The organism is Pseudonocardia sp. Ae717_Ps2 (assembly GCF_001932475.1).
In the GTDB taxonomy this organism is placed as follows: Bacteria; Actinomycetota; Actinomycetes; order Mycobacteriales; family Pseudonocardiaceae; genus Pseudonocardia.
The window spans coordinates 2,516,612-2,535,219 of sequence record NZ_MCIS01000001.1 but is presented as its reverse complement, the minus strand read 5'-3'; the positions used below and the strand labels follow the sequence as shown (position 1 = coordinate 2,535,219).

Sequence of the window (18,608 nt, the reverse complement as noted above, 5' to 3'; positions counted from 1 at the left end):
ATCGTTGCCTGTCTCCTCGTGGTGGTGGCGGCGGGGGCCGGGTCAGCCGTCGACGTTCTCCCGGATCCGGTCGGTGAGGGCACCGGCGGGCACGTCGTGCAGGCTGCCCGCCGGTCCGGCGAGGTCGAGGGCGTGTGCGGCGGCGTGGCCCATCGCCGCGCACGGGCCCATGACGCGCACGCTGGACAGGGCGGCGGCGTCGCCGTCGATGCAGCGGCCCGCGGCGACCAGGTTGGACGCGCCGGGCGGCAGCATCGAGCGCAGCGGCACGTAGTGCAGGTGGTCGGCGTCGAAGGTCTCCCAGACGTAGCCGTCGGGGCTGTCGTGCAGCTCGATCGGCCACGCGGTGCGGGCCACGGCGTCGTCGAAGCGGACCCCGGCGCGCACCTCCTCGACGGTCAGCTGGTGGACGGCGGCGATCCAGCGGGTCTGGCGACGGCCGGGCAGCCCGTAGGAGCGCACCGCGGCCTTGCCGAACACCTCGGGGAACTCCGCGCGCAGGAACTCGACGACCCGGTCGGCCTGCGCCTTCCCCTCCAGCTGGGCCTCGGCGGCGGCGAACGGGTCCAGCGGCGCCTCGATGTGGGTCATGTTGAGCACGGCCGTGTCGCGCCCCGGGAAGTAGAAAGCCAGGCCGTCGCGGCGGAGCAGGCCGTAGTCGCCCGCCTTGGCCGCGACCCGCTCGGCGAGCTCGGCCGGCTCGGGGGCGGCACTGGCGTCGAGATGCTCGACGACGAGCTGCTGGCTGCCGTAGATCTCCCGGTCGGGCAGCCGGCACTCCAGGCCCGCGGCCCAGGCGAGCGCGGCGTCGCCGCTGGCGTCGACGAATCCGGCCGCGGTGACGTCGACGGCGCCGTAGCGGGTGGCGAGGCGGGCGCCGAGGACACGGTCGCCGTCGCGCTCGACGCCGGTGAGGGTGGCGTTGGTGAGGACCCTGATGCCGTGGGCACGGACGGTGTCCTCGACCCAGCGGCCCAGGCGCACCTCGTCGTAGCCGACGGTGAGGGTGTGGCCGGAGCGGCGGAACAGGTCGCCGCTCGCCTCGAGCTCGGGGAACAGGGAGTCGAACAGCCCATGGGTCAGCTGCCGGAACTCCGGACCGTTGCCGTAGACCCCGCAGAACAGCCCGATCAGCGAGTTCACCATCTGCCCGCCGAGGACGGGGGCGGCGTCGACGAGGACGACGTCGCGGCCGAGGCGGGCGGACTCGACGGCGGCGGACAGGCCGGCGATGCCGGAGCCGACGACGCAGACGTCGGCGGTCACCGCGTGCTCGGCCGGGTCACCGGCCTGCAGCGGGGCGTCCCGGATCACGGTGTGGACCGGCAGGGGCGTCAGCGGGTGAGGCATGGCTCACACACTAGGAACGGCGCGCACCGTCCCGGAAATAGAACGTTCGCCTGCCGGACCATCGACCGGACGAATAGTCGCAGCTCTACAGGGTGGCCGACAGCTCGACGAGGAGCTCGCGCAACCACTGGTGGGCCGGGTCCGGGTCGAGGTCGGTGTGCCACCAGAGGCGCTCGCGGATCGGTCCGGGGTCCCCGGGGCAGGGCAGCACGACCAGTCCGAGGCCGTCGGCGACCTGGCGGGCGAGTCGCTCCTGCAGCAGCGCGACGCGGTTGGTGCCGACCACCATGTACGGCACCGACAGGTAGCTCTCGACCCGCACCCGGATGTCGGGCTCGACGCCGAGGCGGGCGAGCTGGCGGGTCATCGGCGCCGCCGCCGACATGCCCCGGTCCGGGGCGAACGGGACCACCCAGGGCATCGCGGCGAGCTCGTCGAGGTCCAGGGTCGGGTCCGGCCCGGCAGCGACCGGGTTGGCGGCGTCGACGACGCAGACCCAGCGGTCGTCGAACAGGGCGGTGGAGCGCAGCTCGGGGCGTTCGAAGCGGGCGGCGGGCGGGGCGATGAGCCCGTCGATGAGCCGGATGGTCTCGCCGATGTCGGCGGAGAACGACTCGCGGACCAGCCGCAGCCGCAGCTCGACGCCGGGGGCGCGCCGGGCCGCCGCCGCGGACAGCGCGGGCCCGAGGACGGCGACGGTGTAGTCGGCGACGAGCAGGGTGAACCCGCGCCGGGCCGTCGACGGGTCGAAGCCGTGGCCGGTGCCGAACAGCCGCTCGGCGGCCGAGCAGACGCCCTCCACCTGGTCGACGAGCTGGGCGGCGAGCGGGGTGAGCACGTAGCCGCCGGGATGGCGGGACAGCAGCTCGTCGTCGAAGTGCCGGCGCAGCCGGGACAGGGCCGCACTGGCGGCCGGCTGGGAGATGCCGATCCGGGCGGCGGCCCGGGTGACGTTGCGCTCGCGCAGCAGCTCGCGCAACGAGACGAGCAGGTTGAGGTCGAGGTTCGCCAGCCGGACCGACGGTGGGTGCGGCGGGACCGTCACGACCGGCCGCTGACGGAGACGACGACGGCGGTCACACCGGAGGTGCGGCCGAGGGCGCGGTGCAGGACGGCGACGGTGGTCACGGCGCTGCAGGCTAGCCGCTCACCCCGTCCGGAGCATCCGCCCGCTCGCCGGGCCGCCCGCCTCGCGACCCGCCCCGGCGGAACGCGCTGGGGGTGACGCCGCGGACCCGGGTGAACGCCGCGCTGAAGCCGAACGGGTCGGCGTACCCGACCCGGCGCGCGATGCCGGCCAGCGTCGCGTCGGGCTCGGCGAGCAGCAGGTCCGCGGCCAGGGTCATCCGCCAGCCGGTGAGGTAGGTGAGCGGCGGCTCGCCTACCCGGTCGGTGAACCGCTTGGCCAGCGTCGCCCGGGACACCCCGGTGGCGGCGGCGAGCCCGGCGACGGTCCAGGCCGCGGCGGGGTCGGCGTGCAGCAGCCGCAGCGCCCGCCCGACCACCGGGTCGTGCTGGGCGGCCCACCAGCGCGGGCGGCTGCCGTCGGCCCGGTCGAACCACTCGCGCAGGGTGCAGACCAGCAGCCAGTCCAGGAGCCGGTCGAGCACGACCTGCTGCCCCGGCGCGTCGACGGCGACCTCGGCGGCCACGTGGTCGAGCACCGTGTCCCCGCTGCCCCCGGCGCCGACCCGCAGGACCGGCGGGAGCGCGTCGAGCAGCCGGGCGCCGACCTCGCCCCCGGCCACGGAGGCCGCGGTGATCAGGGTGCTCGCGTCGCCGTCCGGTGCCGGCGCCGGGTCGTGCCAGCCGAGCCGGTGGCGGGTGCCGCCCTGCTCGGGCGTCGCGCAGTCCACACCGCAGACGATCGGCTCGGCCGGGGTGCCGACCTCGTCGACCACGTGGAACCCGGCGGGCCCGCGTACGACGGCGGTCTCCCCCGCGGTGAGCCGCACCGGGTCGGCGCCGGGCACGACGATCCACCCCGCGCCGGTGAGCATCGCGCACAGGGTCAGCGGTGCGCCGTCGACGAAGTGCAGCGACCAGGGCGGGGTCAGGGTGGTGCTGCCGAACAGCGAGCCGTGCGAGCGCAACCCGCGGACGAGGTCGCCGAAGGGGTCCACCGCACCGAGGTTAGACGATCGGACAGGAGATCCGGTGTCTCACCCATGTCGTCGTCCGCGTCGTGCTGGTGTCGTGGACGCCATGCCCACCACCGACATCCGCACGGCACTGACCGACGACGACCGCGCCTTCCTCGCCCGCCCGCTGCACGGCTTCCTCAGTGTGGCGGGCGGCCCGGTGCCGCCGCAGCCCCGCCCGGTCTGGTTCGAGGCGACCGACGACGGCACGGTGCAGCTGTTCACCGGACCGGAGTCGCTGCACATCCGGCGCAGGCGGAAGGACCCGCGGGCCTCGCTCGTCGTCGCCGCTCCGGTCGGGGAACGGGAGCGTTGGATCGCGGTCGAGGGGGGCACGACCGTCGAGACCGACGGGGCGCACGCGCTGGCGCAGCGTCTGGCGCAGCGCTACTGGGACCTCGACGACCCCACGCGGGCCGCGGACCTCGCGGCAATCCTCGCCGAGGACCAGGTGCGGCTGGTGATCCACCCCGAACGGGTACGGCGGCTGATGTTCTGACGCGTCGCCCGGGTCAGGGGGTGCGGCGGCCCGACCACTCGGGCTCGACGGCGGCCCAGTCCTCCGCCCAGGCGCGGGCGAACGTGCGCCCGTTCCAGGCGAAGGCCAGCCGCCCGACGACCAGTACCCCGCCGGCCCACCCGGCGGCGGTGAGGAACCCGGCCGCGACGGCGACCGTGACGGCGTCGGCCGGGGTCGACGGCGGCGGCGCCAGCCTGCCGTCGGTACCGACCCAGGCCGACACCCGGTCGCCCACGTCGTAGATGCCGGGCAGCGAGCTGCCCCCGGAGTGCGGCAGTCCGTCCGGCCCGGTCCAGCTCAGCGTGAGCGACTGCTGCCCGGTCTGCAGGTCCCCGACCGCGTTCGCCCGCGCGGTGACCGTCGCCTCGACCGGCACGCGCTGCCGGGCCTCGACCGCGCCGCGCTCGAGCACCGTCCCGTGGGCCGCGGCACCGGCGAGCCACGCCACGACGAGCCCGCAGGCGGCGAGCAGCCCGCACAGCACCGCGAGCAGGTCCTCGCGACGGGACGCCCGACGACGGAGCCGGTCGGCAGGTCCCGGCTCGGAGCCCGGACGGTCGGCTGCGCGCATCGTTCCTCCTGGGGTCGGTCACGAGTGGGCGTCCCCACCACCGCGGGTGAGGAGGCGATCACCGAGACCTACCCCCGTTATCGCGCCGTGACATCCCGTCGGGACGTAGATCACGCCCCCGGACGCCGCACGGTCCGCTCCCGTACCCGGGCGGTCGACCGGCCATCGGTCCGCCGCCGGGCCCACCGCCCACCCGTTCGCCGTGCACTGCTGGCCACTCGCCGCCACGGGACGCTCCCGCGCAACCGCGACATCCGGACGGGCGTCTGCCCTGTTGTCACCCGGGTGGGTGATCTGTGGCGTGGGAGGTGGGCATGTCCCGGACCGAGCGGCTCCGTCGCCGTCGCCGTGTGCTGGTGACCGGTCTCGTGCTCGTGGCCGGGGTGGGGCTGGGTGGGACCGCGATCGCCACCGCCGACCCGGAGCAGAGCCGGGTCGCGCAGCAGGCGCACGCCGAACCCGCGGCCCCGGGGACACCGTGCTCGGCGTCGGTGCGCGCCTGCGTGGACCTCGAGACGCGGCAGGCGTGGCTGGTCCGCGACGGCAGGGTCGCCGACGGCCCGTTCCCGGTCACCACCGGCGGCGAGGGGAAGGCCACCCCGGTCGGGCACTCGTTCCGGGTGTACCGCAAGGAGGCCGACCACCGCAGCGGCGAGTACCCGGGCCCGGACGGCCGTCCGGCGCGGATGCCGTGGTCGGTGTTCTTCGCCGACGGCGGGATCGCCTTCCACGGCGGGGACCTCAGCCGGGAGTCGGCGGGCTGCGTGAAGCTCCGCACCCGCGATGCCCGGCGGTTCTTCGAGACCCTGCAGGTCGGGGACAAGGTGCAGGTCGTGAACGGGTCGGTGGAACGCCGGCACCGCGCCGAGGGCCGCGGCCACCTCTGAGCCCTGCCGCCTTCACACACGGGACCGGCCCGCGACGCGTGGTCGCGGGCCGGTCCGTACGTGCTGGGAGCGGAGGGCCTCAGCCCGTGCTGGCCGTCCGCCGCGGCAGCACCCAGTTCGGGCGCGGGAAGTGACAGGTGTAGCCGTAGGGGAACTTCTGCAGGTAGTCCTGGTGCTCCGGCTCGGCCTCCCAGAAGTCGCCGGCCGGCTCCACGTCGGTGGTCGCGCGGCCCGGCCAGAGCCCGGAAGCGTCGACGTCGGCGATCGTGTCCAGGGCGACGGCCCGCTGCTCCTCGGTGGTGTAGAAGATCGCGGAGCGGTAGCTGCGGCCGATGTCGTTGCCCTGGCGGTCCTTCGTCGACGGGTCGTGGATCTGGAAGAAGAACTCCAGGATCTCGCGGTAGGAGATCCGCTCCGGGTCGAAGACGATCTCGACGGCCTCGGCGTGGTCACCGTGGCGCCGGTAGGTGGCGTTCGGGGTGTTCGGATCGCCGGAGTAGCCGACCCGGGTGGAGACGACGCCCGGACGCGCGCGCAGCAGCTCCTGGACGCCCCAGAAGCAGCCACCGGCGAGGATCGCGGTCTCGGTCATGGGGATGAACCTCCCTGTGTCGGGTCTCGGAACCTACAACGGTCCCACCGCCGCGGATGTTCCGTCGCACACGACCGGTCACCCCGGCTCGCGGGGTCCCCGGTCGATGACCGATGCTCGGTCGCATGGACGGGCAGAGCGCCGGGTCGGACACGGGGTTGAGCACCGAGGAGCGGGCGGTCGTGGAGACGGTGCGCGACTTCGTCGACCGGGACGTCCGCCCGGTGGTGCGGGAGCTGGAGCACGCGAACACCTATCCCGAGGGGCTCATCGAGCAGATGAAGGAGCTCGGGATCTTCGGGCTCGCGGTCCCCGAGCCGTGGGGCGAGGCGCCGGTCTCGATGCCCTGCTACGCCCTGGTCACGGCCGAGCTGGCCCGCGGCTGGATGAGCCTGGCCGGCGCGATGGGCGGGCACACCGTCGTGGCGAAGCTGCTGGTCGCCTTCGGCACCCGGGAGCAGCAGGACCGGTACCTGCCGCGGATGGCCACCGGCGAGCTGCGCGCGACGATGGCGCTGACCGAGCCCGGCGGCGGCTCGGACCTGCAGGCGATGACGACCCACGCCCGTCGCACGGACGACGGGTGGGTGGTGAACGGCGCCAAGACCTGGATCACCAACTCGCGGCGCTCGGGGCTGATCGCGCTGATGTGCAAGACCGACCCGACCGCCGAGCCGCGGCACCGCGGCATCTCGGTGCTGCTCGTCGAGCACGGTCCCGGCCTGACCGTGTCCCGGGACCTGCCCAAGCTCGGCTACAAGGGGGTCGAGTCCTGCGAGCTGGCCTTCACCGACATGGCCGTCCCCGCCGACGCGGTGCTCGGCGGAGAGCCGGGACACGGCTTCGCCCAGATGATGAAGGGCCTGGAGACCGGCCGGATCCAGGTCGCCGCGCGCGCACTCGGCGTCGCCGACGCCGCTCTGGCCGACTCCCTGGCCTACGCCCAGGAGCGGGAGTCGTTCGGCAAGCCGATCTGGCAGCACCAGTCGGTCGGCAACCACCTCGCCGACATGGCCACGAAGATCACCGCTGCGCGGACCCTGATCCTGCACGCCGCCCGGAAGTACGAGTCCGGGCAGCGGTGCGACATGGAGGCCGGCATGGCGAAGCTGTTCGCCTCCGAGACCGCCATGGAGGTCGCCCTCGACGCGGTGCGCATCCACGGCGGCTACGGCTACTCCACCGAGTTCAACGTCGAGCGGTACTTCCGCGACGCCCCGCTGATGATCGTCGGGGAGGGCACCAACGAGATCCAGCGCAACGTGATCGCCGCCCAGCTCGTCAAGCGCGGGGGTCTGCAGCGCTGGTGAGCGCTCAGCTCGCGCACAGTCGGCACACATCCCGGCCTGCCACGATCGCCGCACGGGGATCGACGGCGGAGAGGGGACGGTGTGACGACGGCCGAGACCGTCCAGACGGCACCCGACGACGGGCTGACCGCGGCGCAGGTCGCGGCGGCGCGCCGCGCGGGCCGGACGAACGCGCCGGTGAGCGCCGGGACGCGCGGCTACGGGCGGATCCTGCGCACCAACGTCTTCTCCTTCTACAACACGATCCTGTTCGCGATCGGGCTGGCCCTGCTGGTGCTGGGTCGCTACGGCGACGCCCTGACCAGCGTGGGGCTCGGCCTGGTCAACGCCGTCGTCGGGGCGGCGCAGGAGATGCGCGCCAAGCGGAAGCTGGACCGGCTGCAGCTGCTCGACGCCGCGGAGGTCACCGTCGTGCGCGACGGTGTCGAGCAGCGGGTCCCGGCCGCCGACGTCGTCGTCGGGGACGTGCTGGTGGTGCGGGCGGGCGAGCAGGTCGTCGTCGACGGGCCGGTGCTGACCGGGCGGGCCGAGGCCGACGAGTCGCTGCTCACCGGCGAGTCCGACCCGGTCGTCAAGGATCCCGGCGACCTGCTGCGCTCGGGCAGCCACTGCGTGACCGGGACCGCCCGCCAGCGCGCGACCGCCGTCGGCGTCGACAGCTACGCCGGCCGGCTGACGCTGCAGGCCCGCGCGGACACCACCGAGGCGACACCGCTGCAGCGGCGCATCGACTTCGTCGTACGGCTGACGATGGTGCTGGTCGTGCTGATGAGCGGCGCGATCCTGGCCCAGGCGTTCCTGGAGGGGTTCTCGCTGCTGCGGGTCGTGCAGATCACCGCGGTGCTGTCCGGGCTGGTCCCCTACGGCCTGTTCTTCCTCATCGCCGTCGCCTACACCCGGGGTGCGGCCCGGCTCGCCGGGCGCGGCGCCCTGGTCCAGCGGGTCAACGCGGTGGAGGCGGTCACCCACGTCGACGTCGTGTGCACCGACAAGACCGGCACCCTGACCACCGGCGCGCTGCGCCTGGACCGTGTCGACCCGCTCGACGGGACCGAGCCGGGCCCCGCGCTCGCCCGCTTCGCGGCCTCGGTGACCGACCCGAACCCCACCACCGCCGCACTCGCCGCCGCGCTGCCCGGCGCCCCGTCCGAGCTGCGCGACGAGGTCCCGTTCACCTCGTCGCTGCGCTGGTCCGGGCAGGTCACCACCGACGGCGAGGCGTTCGTGCTCGGCGCCCCGGACGTGCTCGCCCCGCACCTGGGCGACCCGGACGCCGTCGCCAACCGGGTGGCGGCACGCGCCGCCGCCGAGCTGCGGGTGCTGCTGCTGGCCCGGTCCGCGCGGCCGGCTGCCGGGCTGCGCGGCGACGACGGCCGTCCCGCCCTGCCCGACCTGGTCCCGGTGGCGCTGGTGGCGCTGTCGGACGAGCTGCGTCCCGGCGTCGCCGACGCCCTGGAGCGGTTCGCCGCGGACGGGGTCGCGGTGAAAGTGCTGTCCGGCGACGACCCGCGCACCGTCGCCGCGCTCGCCGCCCAGGCCGGGCTCGACGTCGGCGAGCCGGTCGACGGGTCGGAGGCCGCGGAGCTCGCCGACTCCACCGAGTCCAGCGACTCCGCCGACTCCGCCGACTCTGCCGACATCACTGCCGACCGCCGGGCCGCGCTCGACGCGCTGGTCGCCCGAACCACGGTCTTCGGGCGGGTCGCCCCGGAGCAGAAGGAGCGGATCGTCGCGAGCCTGCGCCGGGGCGGTGCGCACGTCGCGATGCTCGGCGACGGCGTCAACGACGCGCGGGCACTCAAACGGGCCCACGTCGGCGTCGCGATGCGCAGCGGTTCGGCGGTGACCCGCGACGTCGCCGACATCGTGCTCGTCGACGACTCGTTCGCCGCGCTGCTGCCGGCACGCAGCGAGGGGCGCCGGATCATCGACGGCATCGCGGTGTCGATGTACGTGTTCCTCACCCGGGTCGCCACCCAGGGCCTGGTGATCATGGCCGTGACCATGCTCGGGCTCGGGTTCCCCTACTCCCCCACCCAGGTCGGGCTGACGCTGCTGACCGTCGGCGTGCCGACGCTGTTCCTGACGCTGTGGGCGACGCCGTCCGAGCCGGACCCGGACCTGCTGGGCAACCTCGCCCGCTTCGTGGTGCCGGCCTCGGTGGTGACTGCGGGCGCGGGGACGGTCGTCTACACGCTGCTCTACCAGGGCATCCTGCAGGGCTTCACCAGCGGGCGGACCCCGGAGCAGGTGATCGCCCAGTTCCAGAGCTACACCGGGCTGACCTACGGCACCGACGCCGACTTCGCCGAGGCGGCCGCGACGCTCGGCGCGCAGACCGGGCTGTCGACGTTCGTGGGGCTGGCGTCGTTCGTCCTGATCCTGTTCCTGCTGCCACCGCACCGGTTCCTCGCGGCGTGGACGGCGCCGGTGCACGACCGTCGCCCGGCCTGGCTGGTGCTGGGCCTGACCCTGGTGTTCGCGGGCGTGGTCGGGACCCCGGCGCTGTCGTCGTACGTCGGGCTCACCGGCGCGGCGCCGCCGGTGGTCCTGGTCGTGCTGCCGGCCCTGGTCTGCTGGTTCGCCGTGATGTGGGTGGTGCTCCGGTTCCGGGTGATGGACCGGCTGCTGGGGACCGACCGGCTGCCCGGACGGGTCGGTCAGCCGCCGTCCTGACGGGCGGAGTCCGGCGGGGCGGGCACGGAACCGTTCCCGGGGCCGCTCCCGGCGCCCTCCGTCTCCCGGTCCGGGTCCCCCGCCGTGGAGGTGTCGGCGGGTGCCGCGTCGTGGGCGGCGGCGACCGGCGGGCCCGCGGCGGCGATGTCGTCGACGCCGGAGAAGCGGCGGTCCCGCAGGTCGATCTGCTCGCCGAGGTAGCGCAGCAGCACCGCGACGACGGCCGCGACCGGCACCGCGAGGAACGCGCCGGCGATCCCGGCGAGCGAGCCGCCCGCCGTCACCGCCAGCAGCACGACCGCGCCGTGCAGCTTGAGGCTCTGGCCCTGCAGGAAGGGCTGCAGCACGTTGCCCTCGATCTGCTGCACCGCCACGACCAGCACCACCACCGCGACCGCGGTGCCGAAACCCTGCGTGACCAGCGCGATGAGGACCGCCAGCGAGCCCGCGACGACCGCACCGACGATCGGGATGAACCCACCGATGAAGGTCAGCACGGCCAGCGGCAGCGCCAGCGGGATCCCCAGCAGCACCAGGCCGATGCCGATGAACACGGCGTCGATGAGGCTCACCAGCGCCTGGACGCGGATGAACCCGCCGAGGACGTCCCACATCCGGCGCAGCACCTCGGCGATGTGCCCGCCCGCGCTGCGCCCGGTGATCGAGGTCAGCCACGGCAGGAACCGCGGCCCGTCCTTGACGAAGAAGAACGTCAGCACCAGGGCCAGCACCAGCGAGACCAGTCCGGACGCGACGGTGGACACCCCGGTCAGGACGCCGCCGGCGATGGAGGTCGCGCTCTGCTGCAGCTGCTGGGTGACCTGGGTGATGATGTCGCCGATCTGGCTCTCACCGAGGTTCAGCGGTGGACCGGAGATCCACTGCTGGATCTGGCCGAGCGCCGCGATCACGCCGGAGGTGATCTGCTGGGTCTGCCCGGCGATCGACGGCGCGATGCCCACGAACAGGCCGGTCACCGCGGCGATGCCGACGAGCAGCACCAGCGCCGAGGCGGCCGCGGGTGGGAACCGCCACCGGATGAGCAGCGCCGCGGGCGGACGCAGGACGGTGGCCAGCAGGATCGCGAGCAGCACCGGCCAGACGACGACCCACAGCATGCCGGTGACGTAGCCGAGGATGACCAGCCCCAGGGAGATCAGCGCGACCCGCAGGCTCCACGCCGCCACCCAGGTGAGCCCGTTGCCGATGAGGGTGCCGCGGCTCGCGGCCCCGGCCGTCGGCGACGGGTTCAGCAGTCCGCCCTCCGCCGGGTCCCGCCGCGCCCCACCGTCCTCGGCACGCGCGGCCGGTTGCGCCCCCGAATCCATGACCCACTCCGTTCGTCCCGGTTGACCTGCGGCGGGAACCCTAGCGGCGCAGGGGCTCCGATGCCCGCCGCAACGACACGCCACGCCCGCGCGTCGCGGACAGAGGGGCCTCCGAGAGGACGTCGGCAAGGTGACGGGACTCGGCGGGCCGGTCGTGGAGCACCGCCCACAGGGGCCCGCGAAGCCGATGGAGGGGCGCGGCGGCGCGGACGCACCGGGTGCGGAGTGCCCGCCGCTCAGCCGCCGGACAGCAGCGTGAGCCGGTCGGCGACCGCGCCCAGCTGCGAGCTCATCCCGTTCAGCTCCCGGGCCGCGTCGCCGAGCAGTCCGGGGTCGCCCAGTGACGCCCCCGCGATGCAGTGCCGGGCGGCGTCGGCGCCCGCCGCGAGCCCGTCGCGCCAGTACGTCTGGGCGACGGCGTCGGGGATCGCCGGGTACGCCTGGGCGGAGGCGACCTCGTCGCGCAGGCCGCGGCAGGCCTCGACCAGGGCCGGGATCCCGCCGTCCGACCCTGCCCGGGCGATGTCGCGCAGGGCCTCGGTGATCGCGGTGACGTGCACCTGGCCGCCCGCGGCGCGCCAGTCGCCGACCGCGGCCGTCGCCGTGGCGGCGTCCTCGATCCCGCGGCCCGCCGCCCCCGCGGCGCCGACGACCACCGCGAACACGACGAGCATCCCCGCGATCGCGCCGGCCAGGCCCGCACCGACCGCCAGCGGACGACGGCGGCGCGGCAGCAGCGCGGTCGGGAACCCGGGCAGTCTCCCGTCGGCGCCGGGCCCGGCCGCGGGCTCGACGACGACCGGGACCGGGGTGAACCAGGGCCGCTCGGGCGCCGGGGCGGGCGGTGCGGGGTGCGCGGTGCCGTCCCGGGGCGCCGGGACCGTCGCCCACCACGGACCCGCGCTGTGCTGCTCGTCGGTGTCCGGCCGGGTCTCGGTGTCCGGCCGGGTAACGGAGTCCGGCCGGGTAACGGAGTCCGGCCGGGTCACGGCCTCGGCCCGCGGGGCGCCCCGCTGCGCCGGGACGGCGATCGTGGGCGGGGTCTCACGCAGGGCGTGCCGCGGGCGGTACGGCGTGCCGTCCATGACGTCCCCCTCTCCGACGTGCGGGCGCTTCACGCAGTTCATCGCGCCGGCGCCGAGATCGTGACCGACTCGGCGACAGTTTCACCAGAAATGGCGACCTGCGCATTCGCTGGGCGCCATGTGGTGTTCACGCGACGCCCGTATGATCACTCTCCGTCATGCCCGACCCCGTCCGCCCGCTGCGCACCGGCGCGGCCGTCCCGTCCGTGCACGTCGCACCGGAGTGGACCACGGTGCCGCGTTACGCCGGTCCGGCCGACCGCGGCGGGTCACCGCACCTGGTCGTCGTCTGCGGCTCCGCGCCCGCTCCCGACCTCGGGCCCGCCGACCGCCTGGTCCGGCTCCCTGCCGGCGCGGACGCTGCGACGCTGCTCGACCGGGAGCTCGCGACGCTGGTCACCGGCACCCGGATCCTGGTCACCGGGCCCGAGGCGCTCGTGCAGGCCGTGCGCGCCGCTGCGCTGCACCGTGGCGCCCTCGACGAGGAGCTCGTCCTGGTCCCGACCGACGTCGCCCACGCCACCCGGGACCGGACGGTGCACTGCGGACACTGCCACCGGCACGTCGTCGTGCACGCGGCCGTCGGGGACGCCGTGGCCTGTCCCGGCTGCCGGGTCGTGCTGCACGTCGCCGGGCACCACTCGCGCCGGCTCGGGGCGTTCCTCGGCGCACCCACGCCGCAGCGGGCGCCGTGACCCGGCCGGGGGTGCACCTGCGGGTCGTCGCGGTCACCGACGCCGCGCCCGACGTCCGTTCGCTGGAGCTCGCCGCCGCGCCGGGGACCGGGTCACTGCCCGCGGCGCCGCCCGGCGGCCACATCGGCGTCGAATGGGCGCCGGGCCGCTGGAACTCCTACTCGCTGACCGCGCCGTCCCCCGCACCCGACCGGTGGCACGTCTCGGTCGCGCGGCGCCCGGACTCCCGTGGCGGCTCGGTGTGGGCGCACGGTCTCGTCCCGGGTGACGCGGTCGTGGCGACGACGCCGCGCAGCTCGTTCCCGCCGGTCGACACCGCGCGCCACCACCTGCTCGTCGCGGGCGGGATCGGGGTGACCGCGGTCCTGTCCCACGCCCGCTGGCACGCGTTCTGGGGGAACCCGTACACCGTGCTCACGGTGCACCGCCCCGGCCCCGCACCGCACCGCGACGCGCTGCGCGCACTCTGCGGGGACCGGCTCGTCGAGGCGACCGGCCGCGTCGAGGCCCGGGCCGCGCTGGAGCGGCTGCTGGGCACGGCACCGTTCGGCAGCCACGTCTACACCTGCGGCCCGCCCGGCCTGATCGCCGCGACCGCCCGGACCGCCCGCGCCGCGCACTGGGTCGACGCCCGCATCCACGCCGAGGCGTTCGTCGGCGAGCCCGAGCCCGGCACCCCGTTCCGCGCTGTGCTGTGCCGCAGCGGCCGCACGGTCGAGGTCGGTGCCCACGAGACCCTGCTCGACGCCGTGCACCGAGCCGGGGTCACCGCGCCCGCGATGTGCCGGCGCGGGGTCTGCGGGGAGTGCGTGACCCCCGTCGTCGACGGCGGGGTCGAGCACCGCGACACGGTCCTGACCGCCGACGAGCGCGCCGACCGGATGGCGCTCTGCGTGTCCCGCGCCGCCGGGGCGACACTGGAGCTGGACCTGTGACCGGCGTCGACGACTACCCGTTCCCGCTGCCGCACCCGACCTACCGGATCAGCGCGAACGTCGAACCGGCCGGGGTCGAGCGCCGCAGCGAGGCGGGCTCCTGGGGCGGGCGGATCCTGCACGACGGCCCGGACCGACCCGCCGTCGCCGCCGAGCGCGCGTCGATCCTGGACCGCGAGCCCGCCCGGTTCGTCGCCGCGCCGCACGCCCGCGCGTCCTGCTGGGACGCCTGTCTGTACCTGCTCGGTCGGCTCGCCGCCGAGCAGCCCGGCACCTGCACCCTGACCCGCATCCCCGGCCGGGCCGGCGGGTGGCGGTTCCGTGACACGGCCACCGGCACCGACCGGGAGTTCGTGTTCGGCGACGACGCCACCCTCCCCGAACACCCGTTGCGCTGGGTGTCCCGGCTCGTCGCGGAGGACGTGGTCGTGCTCGGCGCCCGCGACGACGCGCTGTGGCTCGACGCCGGTGCCGTCGCGTTCGCCTCCGTGTGGTCGATCGGGTTCGACGCCGGCATGAGCTTCCGGGAGCTGCACGGGCCGGTCCCCGGGAACGGACCCGGCGGCGTGTTCGAGCGCGCCGAACGCTTCCTGCTGCGGCTGCACCCCGGCGAGGCCTACCGCCGCCTGAACTGGGGTCTGCAGCCCGACGACCACCGCGACCTGTCCCTCGACGCCGCCCCGCACTGGCAGCCCGCCCGGACCCGGCTCGATCTCACCGACCCCGGCCGACAGATACACCTGCGCACCGAGGTGCAGCACCTGGTGCGGCTCCCGCTGACCGGGGCGGTGCTGTTCCTGATCGGGATCCGCCTGCTGCCGCTCGACGGGGTCGCGCAGGTCCCGGCCTGGCGCAGCCGTCTCGCGTCGGTCCTGGAGACGCTGCCGCCGGAGGTCGCGGAGTACAAGGAGCTCGAGCCGCTGGCCTCGATCGCCGCGGAGTGGCTGCGCGCCCAGCTCTGACCAGGGCCGCGCCCGCCCGGGATCGCCTCCTGACCGGGATCACCTCCTGACCGGGAGCCTCCTGACCGGGGGCGCCTGCGGTGGTCGCGACGGGCGTCCGTGCGCGTTCCGCGGAACGCACCCCACAGGCCCGGCCCCACCACGGGTCAATCCGAACTGTCGGACCCCTCAGCCACACTCGTGCGAACACACGTTCGATGAAGGAGCCGTCGTGGAACCGTCCGGCGAGCCGATCACCCCCGCAGCGGACCCGGGCCCGCTGCCACTCGACCTGCACGAGCTCGAGTCCGAGCTCCTCGGTCTCGCCGGCCACATCGCCGCCGCCGAGTGCCGCTTCCTGCGACTGCTCGCCGAGTTCGACGACCGCGGCGGCTGGTGCGGGGTCGGCGTCCGGTCCTGCGCCCACTGGCTGACCTGGCGCGCAGGGATGAGCCTGCGCACCGCGACCGAGCACCTGCGCGTCGCGCACGCACTGACCCGGCTGCCCCGGATCACCGAGGCGTTCGCGGCCGGCCGGATCTCCTACTCCAAGGTCCGGGCGATCACCCGCCTCGCCGGCGCCGAGGACTCCGTCCTCGCCCGCCTCACTCCCACTCCCACACCGGCCGCCATGCCGCACACTCCTGCCCCCTGCACCACAGCGGCGTCGCCCCACCTCGACGCCGACGCCACCACCGACCCTCGACCCGGCGACGACAGCACCACCCGCAGCGCCGGCGACGACCCCGGGACCAGCCCGGTGACCGACTCGCACCAGGGCCTCGTGTCCTCGTCCCCAGCCGGACACACAGACGGCACCGACCCGGCCGTGCATGGCACCGACGACACCCCACCCGCGCCCGGACGCCCGACCGGCGCACCCGTCCCCGGTGCGCACGGCCCGTCGCCGGCATCCGCGCCTCCGCCCGCGGAGCAGGTCCTGCTCGACCTCGCCCTGACCGGCACCGCGAGCCACGTCGAGAGCGTGGTCCGCGCCGCGCGCCGCCGCCTCGCACCGCCCGCGACCACCGCAGCCCTGCGTGGTGTGAGCTGGTACCACGACAGCGACGGCTCGCTCGTCCTGCGCGCCCGCCTCACCCCCGACGACGGCGCGGCCCTGGTCGCTGCGATCGAGGCACACGTCGTCGCCGTCGCCCCCTCGACCGCGGCACCGTCAACCGAGCCCGATCCGCGGGTCGGCCCTCACGAACGGGCCCGCGAGGCCGCCGAGCACGCCCCGGGCGCCGTCGTCGACACCCTGGCCGCGCGGCGCGCCGACGCCCTGCTGGACCTCGTCACGCGTGAGGGTGACGACGAGGGCGGGCCGGTCGTGTCCCGCCCCGGGACGCGGGTCACGGTGGTCGTCGACGCCACCACCGGCTCCGCCCGCCTCGACGGCGGACCCGAGATCCCCGCGCCGACGGCCGAGCGGCTCGCCTGCGACGCGCGCGCCCGCGTCCTGCTCACCGACCGCCACGCGAACCACCTCTACCTGGGCCGGTCCCGCCGACTCGCCGGTCCCTCCCAGATCGCCGCACTGAGCGCCGCGGGCGCTGCCGAGGGTCGGCCCGGGTGCCGGTTCCCCGGCTGCGCGCACACCCGGCACCTGCATGCCCACCACGTCCGGCACTGGCTGCACGGCGGCCCCACCGACATCGACAACCTGGTGCTGCTGTGCAGCTTCCACCACCGGCTCGTGCACGACCACGGCTACGTGATCCTCCGCCCGCCCGGTGGGACGTGGACCGTCCACCGCCCCGACGGCACCGTCGTCCGACCGACCGGAGCCCCGCTCGACGGCAGCGCCGAGACACTCCTGGAGATCAACACCCGAGCCCGTCTCCGCATCGACCGCGACACCCTGACCCCCGACTGGTACGGCGACCGCCTCGATCCGGGCCCCATCCTGGACGCACTGCTGCCTCCCGATACGGCATCGACGGCCGCGGCCTGACCCGACGCGCCGGTGCCGCCGCCCACGTTCCGCGGAACGCGACGGCACGGCACCCGGCCCACGGCAGGCGTCCCTGGTCTCCTGCGCGGGTCTCCTGAGCGGCTGGCCCGTCCCCGGGCTCCGGCACGCTCCTGCCACCGCCACCCATATCGGTCCGCCACACGGCCGCACAACGTGCGACCGCACGGCCGCACCGACAGTCCGACACCCGGCCGAACCCTCACCCGCCATCCGCCCCGCTGCCCACGGGCTCGCGGTCCACCGGGCCCGCCGGCGGGCCCGCCTCCGACGTCGTGCCGCCACGGTCTGTGGGCACTAGCCTCACGCCCCGTGACCGACGCGACCCGCACCACCGTGCTCGACCTCGTCGCCGACCCCGGGTTGCCGACCGAGCTCGCCCACCGGCTCGTCCGCGACCTGCCGGCCGCGCTCGGCGCGCACGACGACGCCCGCTGGGAGGTCCGCGTCGCCGACGAGCCGATCGTGCTGGACGAGCGCGGCGCGCTGCCCGCTCTCGACATCGGCGACCGGGTGCGCGAGCGGGACGGTGCCGACGCCGTCGTGCTGCTCACCGACCTGCCGCGCCGCTCCGGGGCGGACCCGGTCGTGGCCGACGGCGGGACCGGGCACCGGGTGGGCCTGGTGTCGCTTCCCGCACTGGGCGCGATCAACCAGTACCGGCGGTGCCGCGACACGGTGGTCCGTCTCGTGACCGGGCACCTGATGCCCGCCGACCCCGCGCACGCCGGAGAGGCAGGAGCGCCGGACGCCGGCCATGCGGGCCCCCTGACCCGGATCGACCCGGGGTCGGGAGCCAGGTCCGACGACGACCGCCGGGGCCGGGACCAGGACCGGGGGCAGGCAGGCGCGGACGGGGACGACTCCGGCGCCGGCAGCGGCGGGGTCGAGGACGACATCGACGTCCGGCTGGCACTCACCGGGCTCCGCGGCCGGGTCCGGCTGCTGGCCGGGCTGGTCCGCGCGAACCGTCCGTGGCGGCTGGTGCCGAGCCTGTCCCCCGCCATCGCCGCGGCGGCGGCCGGGGCCGCGTTCGGGATCTTCTACTCCAACATCTGGGAGCTGGCGACGGCGCTCGGGACCGCCCGGCAGGTGACGGTCATGCTGATCGCCCTGGTCGGGATGACCGCGTGGCTGATCCTCGACAACCGGCTCTGGGAGTCGCGGCGACACCGCTCACTGCGCGAGGAGATGCTGCTGTCGAACCTGTCCACGGTGATCACGGTGGCCTGCGGGGTGCTCGCGATGTTCGCCCTGCTGTTCGTGCTCGCGCTGGTGGCGGCGTTCCTCGTGATCCCGCCGGACTACCTCTCCTCGAAACTCATGCGCGAGTCCGGGCCGGACGACTGGATCATGATCGCCTGGCTGTCGACGTCCATGGGGACCGTCGCCGGGGCGCTGGGTTCCGGGTTCGCCGACGACGGCGCGGTCCGTCAGGCCGCGTACAGCCGCCGGGAGCAGGAGCGGCGGGCACGGCTCGACCGGGCCGACGACCGCGACCGTGCCAGTGGCCACGACCGCGGCGGCGACCGCGACGGCGACCGTGGCGGCGACCGTGGCGGCGACACCCGGGCCTGACCCGCACCGGTCGCGTCCCCGGCTCCG

Annotated in this window: 16 protein-coding genes; 9 read left to right on the top strand and 7 right to left on the bottom strand. The window is 75.3% G+C overall.

All coding sequences use genetic code 11. The features are described 5' to 3' along the window. Window positions 1–42: 42 nt before the first annotated feature. From Ae717Ps2_RS11785 to Ae717Ps2_RS11775, 3 genes are all read right to left on the bottom strand, one after another. Window positions 43–1,350, bottom strand: coding sequence for an FAD-dependent oxidoreductase (locus tag Ae717Ps2_RS11785; RefSeq protein WP_075333373.1), 1,308 nt, complete (start codon window positions 1,348–1,350; stop codon window positions 43–45). A gap of 85 nt (window positions 1,351–1,435) precedes the next feature. Beyond that, the gene (locus Ae717Ps2_RS11780) at window positions 1,436–2,395 is read right to left on the bottom strand and encodes a LysR family transcriptional regulator (RefSeq protein ID WP_020624605.1); all 960 of its coding nucleotides are present in this window, start codon (window positions 2,393–2,395) and stop codon (window positions 1,436–1,438) included. A 94-nt stretch (window positions 2,396–2,489) separates the two neighbouring features. Then, a complete protein-coding gene (locus Ae717Ps2_RS11775) occupies window positions 2,490–3,473 on the bottom strand; it encodes an AraC family transcriptional regulator (protein WP_075306600.1) in 984 nt (327 codons plus the stop codon). An 82-nt stretch (window positions 3,474–3,555) separates the two neighbouring features. Here Ae717Ps2_RS11775 and Ae717Ps2_RS11770 point away from each other — a divergent pair, with 82 nt between their 5' ends. Beyond that, window positions 3,556–3,990 carry a pyridoxamine 5'-phosphate oxidase family protein gene (locus tag Ae717Ps2_RS11770; protein WP_075311844.1) on the top strand — a complete coding sequence of 145 codons (435 nt, stop codon included), beginning with the start codon at window positions 3,556–3,558 and terminating at the stop codon, window positions 3,988–3,990. Between the two features lie 13 nt (window positions 3,991–4,003). Here Ae717Ps2_RS11770 and Ae717Ps2_RS11765 read toward each other — a convergent pair whose 3' ends face one another. Further along, window positions 4,004–4,582 (bottom strand): hypothetical protein, encoded by a 579-nt coding sequence (locus Ae717Ps2_RS11765; RefSeq protein WP_075333372.1) that lies wholly within the window; start codon window positions 4,580–4,582, stop codon window positions 4,004–4,006. 314 nt (window positions 4,583–4,896) lie between these two features. Between Ae717Ps2_RS11765 and Ae717Ps2_RS11760 the strand changes: the two genes are divergently transcribed. Beyond that, complete coding sequence (locus Ae717Ps2_RS11760) at window positions 4,897–5,469, top strand: L,D-transpeptidase (protein WP_075306601.1); 573 nt, start codon at window positions 4,897–4,899, stop codon at window positions 5,467–5,469. Between the two features lie 79 nt (window positions 5,470–5,548). Here Ae717Ps2_RS11760 and msrA read toward each other — a convergent pair whose 3' ends face one another. Further along, window positions 5,549–6,061: a peptide-methionine (S)-S-oxide reductase MsrA gene (msrA, locus tag Ae717Ps2_RS11755; protein ID WP_020624599.1), complete on the bottom strand. Its 513-nt coding sequence runs from the start codon at window positions 6,059–6,061 to the stop codon at window positions 5,549–5,551. Between the two features lie 125 nt (window positions 6,062–6,186). Between msrA and Ae717Ps2_RS11750 the strand changes: the two genes are divergently transcribed. Both Ae717Ps2_RS11750 and Ae717Ps2_RS11745 read left to right on the top strand, forming a co-directional pair. After that, window positions 6,187–7,371 carry an acyl-CoA dehydrogenase family protein gene (locus Ae717Ps2_RS11750; protein ID WP_075334247.1) on the top strand — a complete coding sequence of 395 codons (1,185 nt, stop codon included), beginning with the start codon at window positions 6,187–6,189 and terminating at the stop codon, window positions 7,369–7,371. An 81-nt stretch (window positions 7,372–7,452) separates the two neighbouring features. Beyond that, the gene (locus Ae717Ps2_RS11745; RefSeq protein WP_075333371.1) at window positions 7,453–10,047 is read left to right on the top strand and encodes an HAD-IC family P-type ATPase; all 2,595 of its coding nucleotides are present in this window, start codon (window positions 7,453–7,455) and stop codon (window positions 10,045–10,047) included. On the opposite strand, the gene Ae717Ps2_RS11740 is transcribed toward Ae717Ps2_RS11745, so the two are convergent. Continuing rightward, window positions 10,032–11,375: an AI-2E family transporter gene (locus tag Ae717Ps2_RS11740; protein WP_075306603.1), complete on the bottom strand. Its 1,344-nt coding sequence runs from the start codon at window positions 11,373–11,375 to the stop codon at window positions 10,032–10,034. The genes Ae717Ps2_RS11745 and Ae717Ps2_RS11740 overlap by 16 nt on opposite strands. A gap of 236 nt (window positions 11,376–11,611) precedes the next feature. After that, on the bottom strand, window positions 11,612–12,460 hold the full coding sequence (locus Ae717Ps2_RS37320) for a hypothetical protein (protein WP_158071489.1): 849 nt from the start codon (window positions 12,458–12,460) through the stop codon (window positions 11,612–11,614). Between the two features lie 158 nt (window positions 12,461–12,618). On the opposite strand from Ae717Ps2_RS37320, the gene Ae717Ps2_RS38970 reads away from it, so the two are divergent. The 5 genes from Ae717Ps2_RS38970 (at window position 12,619) to Ae717Ps2_RS11710 (ending at window position 18,581) form a co-directional block, all read left to right on the top strand. Next, window positions 12,619–13,155: a dimethylamine monooxygenase subunit DmmA family protein gene (locus tag Ae717Ps2_RS38970; RefSeq protein ID WP_075306605.1), complete on the top strand. Its 537-nt coding sequence runs from the start codon at window positions 12,619–12,621 to the stop codon at window positions 13,153–13,155. Then, the gene (locus Ae717Ps2_RS38965; protein ID WP_075306606.1) at window positions 13,152–14,090 is read left to right on the top strand and encodes a PDR/VanB family oxidoreductase; all 939 of its coding nucleotides are present in this window, start codon (window positions 13,152–13,154) and stop codon (window positions 14,088–14,090) included. The genes Ae717Ps2_RS38970 and Ae717Ps2_RS38965 overlap by 4 nt, the downstream gene beginning before the upstream one ends. Beyond that, a complete protein-coding gene (locus tag Ae717Ps2_RS11720; RefSeq protein WP_075329792.1) occupies window positions 14,087–15,052 on the top strand; it encodes a heme-dependent oxidative N-demethylase subunit alpha family protein in 966 nt (321 codons plus the stop codon). The genes Ae717Ps2_RS38965 and Ae717Ps2_RS11720 overlap by 4 nt, the downstream gene beginning before the upstream one ends. 211 nt (window positions 15,053–15,263) lie before the next feature. Continuing rightward, entirely contained in the window at window positions 15,264–16,985 is a 1,722-nt protein-coding gene (locus Ae717Ps2_RS11715) for a DUF222 domain-containing protein (protein WP_075333370.1), read from the top strand. A 330-nt stretch (window positions 16,986–17,315) separates the two neighbouring features. Further along, entirely contained in the window at window positions 17,316–18,581 is a 1,266-nt protein-coding gene (locus Ae717Ps2_RS11710) for a hypothetical protein (RefSeq protein ID WP_175581801.1), read from the top strand. The last annotated feature ends 27 nt before the right edge of the window (window positions 18,582–18,608 follow it).